Source organism: Curtobacterium sp. MCBD17_035, assembly GCF_003234815.2.
Taxonomy (GTDB): domain Bacteria; phylum Actinomycetota; class Actinomycetes; order Actinomycetales; family Microbacteriaceae; genus Curtobacterium.
Window position 1 is genome coordinate 1,492,981 of record NZ_CP126279.1, and the last position, 12,539, is coordinate 1,505,519.

The 12,539-nt window shown below is 72.8% G+C and carries 9 protein-coding genes and 1 other RNA gene; 6 read left to right on the forward strand and 4 right to left on the reverse strand.

What is annotated here, in order from left to right:
- Positions 1-121: 121 nt before the first annotated feature.
- Positions 122-2,779, forward strand: coding sequence for a phosphoenolpyruvate carboxylase (locus tag DEI93_RS07045; protein WP_111119119.1), 2,658 nt, complete (start codon positions 122-124; stop codon positions 2,777-2,779).
- 90 nt (positions 2,780-2,869) lie between these two features.
- On the opposite strand, the gene DEI93_RS07050 is transcribed toward DEI93_RS07045, so the two are convergent.
- Positions 2,870-4,177, reverse strand: coding sequence for a PP2C family protein-serine/threonine phosphatase (locus DEI93_RS07050; protein WP_181434643.1), 1,308 nt, complete (start codon positions 4,175-4,177; stop codon positions 2,870-2,872).
- A 195-nt stretch (positions 4,178-4,372) separates the two neighbouring features.
- Here DEI93_RS07050 and DEI93_RS07055 point away from each other — a divergent pair, with 195 nt between their 5' ends.
- The 5 genes from DEI93_RS07055 (at position 4,373) to rnpB (ending at position 9,277) form a co-directional block, all read left to right on the forward strand.
- Positions 4,373-5,944, forward strand: coding sequence for a S53 family peptidase (locus DEI93_RS07055; protein WP_111119117.1), 1,572 nt, complete (start codon positions 4,373-4,375; stop codon positions 5,942-5,944).
- 89 nt (positions 5,945-6,033) lie between these two features.
- Positions 6,034-7,128 carry a hypothetical protein gene (locus DEI93_RS07060; RefSeq protein ID WP_111119116.1) on the forward strand — a complete coding sequence of 365 codons (1,095 nt, stop codon included), beginning with the start codon at positions 6,034-6,036 and terminating at the stop codon, positions 7,126-7,128.
- 76 nt (positions 7,129-7,204) lie between these two features.
- Entirely contained in the window at positions 7,205-8,086 is an 882-nt protein-coding gene (locus DEI93_RS07065; RefSeq protein ID WP_111036384.1) for a Nif3-like dinuclear metal center hexameric protein, read from the forward strand.
- The gene (locus DEI93_RS07070) at positions 8,083-8,817 is read left to right on the forward strand and encodes a zinc ribbon domain-containing protein (RefSeq protein WP_111119115.1); all 735 of its coding nucleotides are present in this window, start codon (positions 8,083-8,085) and stop codon (positions 8,815-8,817) included. The genes DEI93_RS07065 and DEI93_RS07070 overlap by 4 nt, the downstream gene beginning before the upstream one ends.
- A 95-nt stretch (positions 8,818-8,912) precedes the next feature.
- Positions 8,913-9,277: RNase P RNA component class A (rnpB, locus tag DEI93_RS07075), an RNA gene on the forward strand.
- A gap of 152 nt (positions 9,278-9,429) precedes the next feature.
- Here rnpB and ppgK read toward each other — a convergent pair.
- From ppgK to DEI93_RS07090, 3 genes are all read right to left on the reverse strand, one after another.
- Positions 9,430-10,182 carry a polyphosphate--glucose phosphotransferase gene (gene ppgK / locus DEI93_RS07080; RefSeq protein ID WP_111008778.1) on the reverse strand — a complete coding sequence of 251 codons (753 nt, stop codon included), beginning with the start codon at positions 10,180-10,182 and terminating at the stop codon, positions 9,430-9,432.
- 28 nt (positions 10,183-10,210) lie between these two features.
- Positions 10,211-11,074 (reverse strand): type I methionyl aminopeptidase, encoded by an 864-nt coding sequence (gene map / locus DEI93_RS07085; RefSeq protein ID WP_111008779.1) that lies wholly within the window; start codon positions 11,072-11,074, stop codon positions 10,211-10,213.
- 132 nt (positions 11,075-11,206) lie between these two features.
- Positions 11,207-12,295 (reverse strand): tyrosine-type recombinase/integrase, encoded by a 1,089-nt coding sequence (locus DEI93_RS07090; protein ID WP_111119114.1) that lies wholly within the window; start codon positions 12,293-12,295, stop codon positions 11,207-11,209.
- Positions 12,296-12,539 lie beyond the last annotated feature (244 nt).

Consider the following 12,539-nt stretch of genomic DNA (forward strand, 5'->3'; position numbering starts at 1 on the left):
TCCCCGCTCGGACGCTCCCGCCGGGCCGAACCGGGCCTCCCGGCGTCACGCGAATCGCGCCCGGCGAGCACGATGTGGTACTCACGTGTGTGCACCCCGCCCATCCCTCGGAGGAACGACGATGACCACGATCGACGGCACGGCCCGCCACGACCGGCCACGCGACGACGTCCGGGGCGAGGTCGACGACGACCTGCGCGGCGACGTCAGCTTCCTCGGGAACCTGCTCGGGCGGGTGCTCCGCGAGACCGGCGGCGAAGCCCTGTTCGCCGACGTGGAGGCCCTGCGCGCCGCCGTGATCGACGCGTACGAGGGCACGGACGACCGGGCCATCGACCGGGCCCAGGAGATCGTCGAGGGCTTCGACCAGGACCGCGCGGAGCAGGTCGCCCGGGCCTTCACCTGTTACTTCCACCTCAGCAACCTCGCCGAGGAGCACCACCGCGTCCGCGTCCTCCGACGCCGTGGTGACGTGGGGGGCACGCCGGGGGACTCGATCGCGGCGACCCTCGCCGGACTGCGTGACGCACTCGGCGAGGACGAGGCGGCCGCCCGCCTGGCGGCCCTCCGGTTCCACCCGGTGCTCACGGCGCATCCGACCGAGGCCCGACGCCGAGCCGTGGCCACGACGATCCGCCGGATCAGCGACCTGCTCGACGCACGGGACGCCGTCCGGAACGCCGTCGACGGTGCCGAGAACGCCCGCCGCCTGCTCGAGGAGGTCGAGACGCTCTGGCGTACCTCGCCCCTCCGGCCCACGCGTCCCACCCCGCTCGACGAGGTCCGCACGGCGATGAGCGTCTTCGACCAGACGCTGTTCGAGATCGTGCCGGCGGTGTACCGGCTGCTCGACGACCGCCTCCTCGGCGACGACGCCGGGCGCCGTCCGGTGGCCGCCCCGGCGTTCATCCGCCTCGGCAGCTGGATCGGCGGCGACCGCGACGGCAACCCCCACGTCACCGCCGAGGTCACGCTCGAGGCGGCCCGGATCCAGTCCGAGCACGTCCTGCTCGGGCTGACCCGCGCCGCGACCCGGATCGCCGACGCGCTGACCCTCGACGACGGCGGCACCCCGCCGACGGCCGACCTCACCGCGCTCGACGAAGCCCAGCAGGCGCTCGACGCCGAGGTCGCCGCCCGCATCGCGGTCCGCGCGCCGCAGGAGGTCCACCGCCGCGTGCTCCTGTTCGTCGCGGCCCGCATCGACGCGACCCGGCGCGAGGACGTCCCGCTCGCGTACGCCTCGCCCGAGGACCTGCTCGCCGACCTCCGGACCGTCCAGGGCTCGCTCGCCGCCGCCGGCGCCGAGCGCGCGGCCCACGGCGAGCTCCAGAACCTGATCTGGCAGGTGGAGACCTTCGGCTTCCACCTCGCGGAGCTCGAGGTCCGGCAGCACTCGCAGGTGCATCGAACCGCCCTCGCCGAGGTCCGTGCCGGCGTCGAGCACAGCCCGATGACGGACGAGGTGCTCGCGGTGTTCCGGGCGATCGCGTCCCTGCAGGCGCGGTACGGCGTGCGCGCGGCGTGCCGGTACGTCATCTCGTTCACGCAGTCGTCCGAGGACATCGCCACGGTGTTCGAGCTCGCCGAGGCCGCACTCGGGTCCGCCGAGGCCGCGCCGGTGCTCGACGTCGTCCCGCTCTTCGAGACCTTCGCCGACCTCGACGCGAGCACGCGGATCCTCGACGAGGCCGTCCGCCTGCCCGCGGTCGAACGTCGACTCGCCGCGACCGGGCGCCGGCTCGAGGTGATGCTCGGGTACTCCGACTCGTCGAAGGACGTCGGTCCGGTGTCGGCGACGTTCGCGCTGTACGACGCCCAGGCCCGGATCGCCGCGTGGGCTGCCGACCACGACATCGAGCTGACGCTGTTCCACGGCCGGGGCGGTGCGCTCGGCCGCGGCGGCGGTCCGGCGAACGAGGCCGTGCTCGCGCAGCCGCCGGGGTCGGTCGACGGCCGACTCAAGATCACCGAGCAGGGCGAGGTCATCTTCGCCCAGTACGGCGACAAGACGATCGGCGCGCGGCACCTCGAGCAGATGGCCGCTGCGACCCTGCAGGCGTCCGCGCCCTCGAACGAGTCCGTGACCGCCGCGGCCGCCGATCGCTTCGCGGACGTCGCCGCCACGATGGACCGCGCATCGCGCGCGGCCTTCTTCGACCTCGTCAAGGCGGACGGGTTCGCGCCGTGGTTCGCCACCGTCACGCCGATGGAGGAGATCGGGCTCCTCGCGCTCGGCTCCCGGCCGGCCCGTCGCGGCTTGTCCGTGGAGTCCCTCGAGGACCTCCGCGCCATCCCGTGGGTGTTCTCGTGGACCCAGGCGCGCATCAACCTGGCCGGCTGGTACGGCCTCGGGTCGGCGCTGGCCGCGGTCGGCGACGTCGAGCTGCTCCAGGACGCCTACCGGTCCTGGCCGCTGTTCTCGGCGATGATCAAGAACGTCGAGATGTCCCTGGCGAAGACCGACGAGGCGATCGCGAACCGGTACCTCGCGCTCGGCGACCGCCCGGACCTCGCCCGCATGGTCCTCGACGAGATGGCTCTGACGCGCGCCTGGGTGCTCCGGACGAGCGGCTCGTCGGACGTCCTCGAGGACCGGCCCGTCCTGAGCCGCGCCGTCCGCCTGCGGAGCCCGTACGTCGACGCCCTGTCGCTCCTGCAACTCCGGGCGCTCCGTGGCATCCGGACCGCGAGCGACGGCGACCCGCAGGACGCCGACCACCGACTGCTGCTCCTCACCGTGAACGGCGTGGCCGCCGGTCTGCAGAACACGGGTTGATCCCGTCGTCCCGACGGCGGACGGGAGGCACGGGGATCGCGGTCCCCGTGCCTCCCGTCGTCTCCGTGGAGGCGTCCCTCCCGGGCGGGATCAGACGCCGACGGTGATCGCACTGGTCGGCACGGCGGCCGCGGCGGTCGCGACGGGTTCACGCCGGAGCGCCACGACCGTGACGTCGTCGTCGTGCCCGGCGGTGCGGGCCATCGCGACGAGGGCCTCGACCACGGCGCCCGGCCGCGGATCCCGGCGGGCGATCGCGGCGACCTGGTCGATCGTGTCGAGTCCACCGCCGAACAGGTCGAGCACGCCGTCGCTGAAGGTGACGAGGACGTCCCCGGGCGCGATGGCGATCTCCATCGTCTGCCAGGCGTCGTCGATCCCGAGACCGATCGGCAGGTGCGCGGTGGTCAGACGCTCGTGGGTCCCGTCCTCGCGGACGACGATCGACAGGCCGTGTCCGGCGTCCGCCCAGCGGAGGACGTCCCCGCTGAACCGGGCGTGGAAGAGCGTGGTGAAGGCCGTCGACTCGCCTCGGTCCGCGACGTCGGTCGAGAGCCCTTCCGAGGCACGCACGATCGCGGCCGCGGGGTCGGGATCACGCCGGGAGCTGCGGACCACGGCCCGCACGGCCGCGGCGATGAGCCCGGCGCCGACGCCCTTGCCCATGACGTCGCCGAGGGTGATCGCGATGCCCTCGTCGGTCCGGTACCAGTCGAAGAAGTCGCCGCCGACCGTGGCCGAGGGCAGACAGGTCCCCGCGACGGAGTAGCCGGGCAGCGAGCAGAGGGGCTGGGGGAGGAGCGAGCGTTGCACCGCGGCGGCGCGGTCGATCTCGTCCGTGACGGCTGCCTCGCGCTCGGCGGCGAGGCGCAGCTGCGTCGCGTGCTGCCGGGCGAACTCGTTGACGACGAGCGCCACGGTCGTGTAGACGACGAGCACGACGACGAGGCGGATGAGCTCGGTGACCCGGCCGCTGCCGCTGATCCCGAAGACGAACGGCGTGAGGATCACGACCGCGGTGCCGAGCATCGCGTAGAGGACGTGCCGTCGGCCGTCGGTGGCGGCGAACCACACGACGGGCAGGACCACGAGGGCGGTGAAGATCGACGCCGACGAGCCCGTCGCCCATCGGAGGACGCCGAGCGCCACGAAGTCGACCGCGGGCACGAGGAGCGCGAGGGCACCGAGCCGCTCGCTGCGCGCGGTCACCACGCTCGCCCAGAGCGTGGCGATCGCGGTGAGCACCAGGCTCACCGCGAGTCCGGTGTGGTCCGACACGGCGAGCTGCGGGACGGCGACCGAGAGCACCGCCGCCAGGGCGACCAGCACCGCGATCGGTGCCTGCTTGAGGAACGGTGTCACCGAGTACCGGTGGATGAACCGACGCACGCTGGTCATGGGGGGTGCCTCCGGTCCGCGTCCACGAGAGTGATCGTGACGACGATAGGTGTCGCGGCTCCCGCTTCCCACCCCCAGAACGGGCACGGCGGCGGATGGGCGCCACGCCGGAGCGGGTCGCCGCTGCATGGTCGTCGGCGTGCATGCGCCGTCCGGGACACGGGCGACGTCATGGGTGCGGAGTAGACCGGTGCCATGACCGACAGCTCGAAGGACCCGCAGCTCGTTCCGCTCGCCGGCAGCGAGCGTCCGTCCGCCCCCGGCGTCCGCGCCGCGGCGGCCCTCCCGCCCGACTCCCCGGTCCAGGCGACCGTGGTGGTGCGGCGCGCGAACCCCGTCGCGCCGCTCGACGGCACCGCCGTCCCGATGGACCGCGCCGCGTTCGTCAGTGCGCACGGGGCGACCGAGGCCGACCTCGACCTCGTCCGCACCACGCTGGAGGCCCTCGACCTGACCGTCCTCAGCGCCGACCCCGCCACGCGTCACGTGCGCGTCGAGGGGACGACCGCGGCGATGGGCCGGGCGTTCGGCACGGACCTCGAGACCGTCACGAGCGACGCGCCCGGCGGTGGCAGTGCCCAGCACCGGCACCGGTCGGGGAGCCTGAGCGTCCCCGCGGCACTCGACGGCGTCGTCGTGGCGGTGCTCGGCCTCGACGACCGCCCGCAGGCGCGGACGCAGTTCCGTTCCGTGCCCGCCGCCGCCCGCTCGACCAGCTACTCGCCCGTCGAGCTCGGCACCGCGTACGCGTTCCCGCCCGACATCGACGGCTCGGGCCAGACGGTGGCGATCATCGAACTCGGCGGCGGGTACGTGCAGTCCGACCTCGACACCTACTTCTCCGGTCTCGGCGTGGGCTCCCCGTCCGTGACCGCCGTGGGTGTCGACGGCGCCGAGAACGTCCCGGGTGGGGATCCGAACGGCGCGGACGGCGAGGTCATGCTCGACGTCGAGGTGGTGGGGGCGCTGGCTCCCGGAGCGGCCATCGTCGTGTACTTCGCCCCGAACACCGACGCCGGCTTCGTCGACGCCGTGGCCACCGCGGCGCACGCGACTCCGACCCCGACGGCCATGAGCATCAGCTGGGGACAGAGCGAGGACGCCTGGACCGCCCAGGCCCGCTCCGCGCTCGACGACGCCGTGGTCGACGCGGTGTCCCTCGGGGTCACCGTGACCGCGGCCGCGGGCGACAACGGCAGCACCGACGGGCAGTCGGACGGCGGGCAGCACGTGGACTTCCCGGCGTCGAGCCCGCACGTCCTCGCCTGTGGCGGGACGCGGCTCGAGGCCTCGGGCACGACGATCACCTCCGAGACCGTGTGGAACGACGGTGCGAGCGGTGGTGCCACGGGCGGTGGGGTCAGCGATGCGTTCCCGCTGCCGACCTGGCAGCAGGGCGTCGGCGTGCCGGGCACCGCCGAGTCGTCGGGCGGCCGAGGCGTCCCCGACGTCGCCGCGGTCGCCGATCCCGAGACCGGGTACGAGGTCCTCGTCGACGGCAACCGCACCGTCATCGGCGGCACGAGCGCGGTCGCTCCGCTGTGGGCCGCGCTGATCGCCCGGATCGTCCAGTCGACCGGGCGGCCGCTCGGGCTCGCGCAGCCGGTGCTGTACAGCGCGGCGTCGACCTTCCGCGACGTCACGTCGGGGTCGAACGGCGCCTTCGCGGCGGCTCCCGGGTGGGACGCCTGCACCGGGCTCGGCTCGCCGGACGGCGCTGCACTGCTCGGAGCCGTGGCCGCGGGCAGCGGTAGCGCTGGCAGGTGACGTCTCCGGACGACACCGCGGCCCCGCTCGGAACGCGACACACCGCCGATCATCCGGGTTCCTCCGCTCCTCCTGCCTACGATTCGGCCATGGAGACCCAGTCCGGAGCACGTCCCGCCCTCGTCGACCCGTTCGGCCGCGAGGTCGAGGCGTGGCTCCGGGACGTGCCGGCGGTCCACGCCCCGTACGTCCCGGACCTCGTCGTGCCGCCGGTGACCGGGCCCGTCGCACTCCCGACGGAGACCGACACGGCGGCCGCTCCGGACGCGGGCGGCACGGACGCGGGCGGTCCGGAGACGGCGGCCGAACCCGTCGCCGCTGCGGCCGTCGTCGCCGAGCCCGTGCGGGCACTCGACGTCGCTCCGCTGGACGACCCGGCACCCGCCACGCTCGTGGACCCCGCGCCCGCCGCCTTCCGCCGTGATCGCGGACGGCACGCCTCCGCCTGCGCCCCGACGTTCCCCGAGCCCCCGGCCCGGATCTCGCTCCGGATCGGGGACCTCGCCGTCGAGCTCGCGACCGCGACCGGCCGGAGCACCGTGGAGCGCATCTCCCTGCTCGAGGAAGAACTGCGCCGCCGCGACGAGGACCGCGCGCGCTTCGCCGCATGGGAGGCCCGGATCGCCCGGTCCTCCGACCCCGAGGTCGCCGCCGCCCGGGCCTGGGCCACCGAGGTCTTCGCGGACCTCCTCGCCGCCGCCGTGGTCACTCGACCAGCCCGCACCGCCGTCTCGACCCGGGCCACCACCACGCCGGCCCGGGGCGACGCGCTCCCCGCCCTGCAGTCCGTCCTCGCCGACGCCCTCGACCGCGAGGACGTCGACGTCGAGTCTGCCAGCGCGCTGGTCGCTCCGGTGGCCGCGGTGACGCGTCCGACGCCGCTCGTGCCGCCCGCCACGGGCCCGAGCGCGATCGACCACGAGGCCTTCGTCGCCGCGTTGCGCGCCCACACGGGTGCCGACGCCGGTGCGGCGACCGCGTTCCCGCTCGGTCCGGTCCGGTCCGGGTCCGACACCGCGGTCGAGGCATCTGCCGGGCCGCTCGCGGGCACCGACACCGACGAGCAGCACCGTGCCGACGCGGCGGCACCGGGGGAGCCGGTGCCGTCCGACGTCGCGGCGACCACGCCGAGCTGGTGGGCACGTATCGTCGCCCGCGTGCTGCGGGTCCTCCGCCGCGCCTGACGTGCCGCTCGGGGCTGGCGTGCCGCTCGGCGCCGACGTGCCGCTCGGGGCCGACGGCCCTCGGTAGACTGGGCCGATGCCGACCCTCCGCGCCGTCCTCGCCGCCGCCGAGGCCCTCTGGCCCGCCGACGGCGCCGAGTCGTGGGACGCCGTCGGCCTCGTGTCGGGCGACCCCGATGCCGAGGTCCGTCACGTGCACCTCACCGTCGACGCCGTCCCCGAGGTCGCGCGAGAGGCCGTCGCGCTCGGCGCCGATCTGCTCGTCGCGCACCACCCGTTGCTCCTGCGTGGTGTGACCACGATCGCCGAGACCACGTACAAGGGGTCGGTCCTCGCCACCCTCGTGCGCGGCGGCTGCGCGCTCCTCGCCGCGCACACGAACGCCGACGTCGTGACGACCGGGACCTCCGCGGTGCTCGCCGACCGCCTCGGCCTCGTCGAGCAGCGCCCGATCGAACCGGGCGCCCGACCGGGGACCGGGATCGGCCGGGTGGGCGTCCTCGCCGCCCCGATGACGCTCGGGGCGCTCGCGCGGCACCTCGTCGACGTCCTGCCCGCCACGGCGTCGGGTGTCCGCGTGTCGGGCGAGCACGACCGCCCGGTCCGGACCGTCGCACTCTGCGCGGGTGCCGGCGACTCCCTGCTCGGTGCTCCCGAGGTGCTCGCCGCCGACGTCTACGTCACGAGCGACCTCCGGCACCATCCCGCGTCGGAGTTCCGGGAGCGCGCGATGCTGTCGGATGGTCCGGCACTCGTCGACACGTCGCACTGGGCCACGGAGTGGCTCTGGCTCGACGTCGCCGCCGCGCAGCTCGCCGACGCCACGGGCGTCCGGGTGACCGTGAGCGACATCCGAACCGACCCCTGGGACTTCGCCGTCCTCCCGTCGTCCGCCCCGCATGCCGACGGGACCGACGAGGGGCCCCAGCCGACCGACCCGGAAGGAGCCGCCGCGTGAAGGCAGCCCCGGAGGCACAACTCCTCCTCCTCGATCTCCAGCGCATCGACAACGACGTGACCCGCATCGGCCACCGCATCACCGGACTCCGCAAGGGGGAGCACCTCGCGGAGCTCGGGCGGCGGGCGGCGGTGCTCCGCAGCGACCTCGCCGCGGCGACCGGCAGCGTGGAGGACGCCGAGCGCGAGCTCGCACGCCTCGAGTCCGACACCGCGACGGCACAGGCCCGGATCGACCGCGACACCACATTGCTCCAGGCGGCGAAGAACGCGAAGGACGCCGCCGGGCTCGAGAGCGAACTCGCCAGCCTCACCCGCCGCATCAACGACCTCGAGACCACGGAGCTCGAGGTCATGGAACGGCTCGAGGTCGCGCAGGCCCGCCTCGGCGACGTCCAGGCGCAGCTCGCCGAGATCGACGGCGAGCACGACCGGCTGCTCCACGAGCGGGAGGCCCAGGTGGCCTCGCTCGAGCAGGACCTCGGTCACGTGCGGGCGAACCGCGAGACCGTCGCCGCGCGCGTCCCCGCGGACCTCCTCGCGCTGTACGAGCGGCAGCGGGCGCGGTACGGCTTCGGCGCGAGTCTGCTCCAGGGTGGGGTCTCGACCGCGTCCGGTGTGTCGCTCACGGCCTCGGACCTCCAGACCGTCCGCGCGGCCCCGCCGGACGAGGTCCTGCTCTGCCCGGACAGTGACGCGATCCTCGTACGGACGGCCGAGTCCGGGCTCTGACCACCCGGTGCGACCGCCGCGGTGGCCGTGCTGAGGGCCGTCCGAGCGGCAACGACTGCGATCTCGGCGATCGGGCCGGTAGGGTGGACGCGCGAATGGGTCGGTGAGACGGTCGCGTCACCCCTCGGGGTGCCGAGGAACGTCCGGGCTCCACAGAGCAGGGCGGTGGGCAACACCCACCCGGGGCAACCCGCGAGACAGTGCCACAGAGAACAGACCGCCGTCGGGGCGACCCGGCGGTGAGGGTGAAACGGTGGTGTAAGAGACCACCAGGGATCCGGGTGACCGGATCTGCTCGGTAAACCTCGCCCGGAGCAAGGTCAGACAGAGGACGACGAAGCTGCTCGCTGAGTCCTCGGGTGGACCGCTGGAGGCCGACGGCGACGTCGGTCCGAGATAGATGGCCGTCACCGCCGCGCGAGCGGCGGGACAGAACCCGGCGTACGGCCGGCCCATTCGCACCGACGTCGTCAACGGCCGACGAACCGGTACCTTCCGGTTGAACACCGGCATGCCGCGGTTCCACCGGAAGCAACCGGTTCAACGGGGCGGGACGCGGCAGGACCGGCGGACGGGAGGGGCGGTGCCAGGCGGCGCCGCCCCTCCCGACCGTCACTCCTTGCTGTCCGCCGCCAGCTTCGCGGCCCCGATGATCCCCGCGTTGTTGCGGAGCGTCGCGGGGATGATCTTCGCCTGGAGGTCGAGCAGGGGCAGGAACTCCTCGTGCTGCTTCGAGATGCCGCCGCCGACGACGAACAGCTCGGGGGACAAGTACGCCTCGAGGTGGGAGTAGTACTTCTGCAGGCGCTTGGCCCAGTGTTTCCAGGAGAGGTCGTCGCGCTCCTTCGCCGCGTACGACGCCTTCGTCTCGTAGTCGACCCCGTCGATCTCGATGTGGCCGAGCTCGGCGTTGACGATGAGCACCCCGTCGTTGATGAGGGCCGTGCCGATGCCGGTGCCGAGCGTCGTCATGATGACGAGGCCGTCGACGCCCTTCGCCGCACCGAACTGCTGCTCGGCGAACCCCGCCGCGTCGGCGTCGTTGACGAAGTGGATCTGGCGCCCGAGCCGCTTCTCGAACAGCTCCTCGGCCGGGAAGCCGATCCACTTCTTCGACACGTTGGCCGCGGACATGGTCCGGCCGTCCTTCACCACGGCGGGGAAGCAGATGCCGATCGGCTCGTCGTTCGTCATGCCGAGCTCGTTGATGATCTCGACGACGACCTCGGCGATGTCGTCCGGCTTGCCGCCCTCGGGCGTGGCCTTCTTGATCCGGTCGCTCGTGAGCGCGCCGGACTCGACGTCGACGATCGCGCCCTTGATGCCGGTTCCGCCGATGTCGACGCCGACCGCGAGTTGTGCCATGGGGGAGTGCCTTCCGGTGCTGGTGGGTTCAGGAAACGGTGAGGAGCTCGGCGCCGCGTTCGGTGACGACGAGGGTCTGTTCGAACTGTGCCGTCCAGGACTTGTCGCGGGTCGAGACCGTCCAGTCGTCGGGCCAGATGTCCGCGTCGATGCCACCGAGGGTGAGCATCGGTTCGATCGTGAACACCATGCCGGGCTCGATGACGGTGTCGTACTGCGGGGCGTCGTAGTGGGGGATGATGAGCCCGGAGTGGAACGCCCGCCCGACGCCGTGGCCGGTGTAGTCACGGACGACGCCGTACCCGAACCGCTTGGCGTAGGACTCGATCGCCCGCCCGATGACGTTCACCTGGCGTCCGGGAGCGACGGCGCGGATGCCACGGCGCATGGCTTCCTCGGTCCGCGTGACGAGGTCCTGGACCTCCTGGCTCGCGGTGCCGACGACGAAGGTCCGGTTCGTGTCCCCGTGGACGCCGTCCTTGTACGCCGTGATGTCGATGTTCACGATGTCGCCGTCCTGCAGCACCGTGTCGTCCGGGATGCCGTGGCAGATGACCTCGTTGACGCTGGAGCAGAGCGACTTCGGGAACCCGCGGTAGCCGAGCGTCGACGGGTAGGCGCCGCGCGCGACGATGAACTCGTGGCCGACCCGGTCGAGCTCGTCGGTGGTCACCCCCGGGCGGATGGCGGCGGCGACCGCGTCGATGGCCTGCGACGCGATACGGCCCGCGGTCCGGATCCGCTCGACCTCGTCGGGCGTGTACGTGTCGCCCAGGCCGTGCTCGTGCGGTTCGACGTGGCCCACGTACTCCGGTCGGGCGATGTCCGCGGGGACGGGGCGGGTGGGACTGATGCGGCCGGCAGTGAGGTGTCCGTGTTCGTCCCGGGGCATGCTGCCGAGTCTATCCGGCGGTCACGGGCCCGATCCTCGCGCGTACGCTCGCGGTCATGAGCGACGAACGGATCGAGTCCCAGTTCTGGTTCAACTGTCCCTGACGCCACCTACCCCAGTGTTTCCGGGGGTTCAGCCCTCCGCGGTCCCCAACTGGTCCCCACGAGCGTCAAGCGCGGTGCTCATCAGGTCCGCGGCAGCGACCCGCGTGCGGTCCTCAGCGGTCGGCCACAGGTGCCCGTACGTGTTCAGGGTGGTTGTTGCCTTGGCGTGTCCCAGCGCCCGCTGCACCGTCACCACGTCGCAGCCCGCAGCGATCAAGCCGGACGCGTAGAAGTGCCGAAGGTCGTGGGGAATCAGGTCCAACCCGACACGCTCGCACGTGCGGTCGAACGCGCGGCGCATGTTCCTGGGGCTGGTGGGCACGCCGGGGAACAACCATCCGTCGTCGCCATGCACGCCGACCCGTTCGATGTGCTGGGCCAGGAGCGTCACCAACGCGTCGGGCAGGTACACCTTCCGCTCGGACCCGTACTTCGGCGCTGACACCTCGACACCCGTCGGTCCGTTCTGCACCTGCCGTTGGACATGGAGGGTGCGGCGGAGGAAGTCGATGTCCCGGACCTGCACGGCGGATGCTTCACCGATCCGCAGGCCCGCGAACGCTGCGAGGGCGACGAACGGCGCGAACCAGTCTTCTGCGGCGGTGAGCACCTGCCCGACCTGCTCGGGGGTGGGGATGCGCATGGCGTGCTCGGTGCGGCGCTGACGGGGGAGTGTGACGGCTTCGGATGGGTCGGTGGCGATGATGCGGTCGCGGATGGCTGCGCGGAGGACGGAGCGGACGTTGTTGACGCGGGTCCGGATGGTAGATGCGGCGAGGGTGGCGGTCATCGTCTTCACCCACTGCTCGACGTGGCTGCGGCGCAGTTTGGCGAGGTCGGTGTCTGCGAAGGTGCAGCAGCGGATGGCGGTGTCCATCGCTCGGAGGGTGGTGGGTGCCCACACTTGCCGGGTCTTCCATTCAAGGTAGAAGTCGCGGAGGGTGAGCCGTCCGGCGTTGGGGTCCACGTAGGTGCCGGTGACAACGGCGGCGGTGACTTCGTTGAGCCACTTCTGGGCGTCGCCCTTGCGGTCGAAGTGCTTCGCGTGTTGCTTGCCGTCGTCGTCGCGGTAGCGGGCGCGCCACTTGCCGTCGGGTCGTCTCGCGATGCTTGCCATGAATGCTCCTCGGGTCCAGCGTGCTGGACAGGTTAACGCGGCTGCTGTACCCGGATGAGGTTGCCTGCCCTCGGTACCTGGGAATCCGCTTAAGATCAGCGGCCTGGCGGTACCCCGCGAAACGCATTCGCTCACGCAGGATTGCCTGTCCCCGTGCCTTTCTAGCGGTACTTTCCGTCCGACACAATGCACTCACGCTGGCGTATTACTAACGCCAACGTTGCCATTGCGGGCTTCTCCGAAC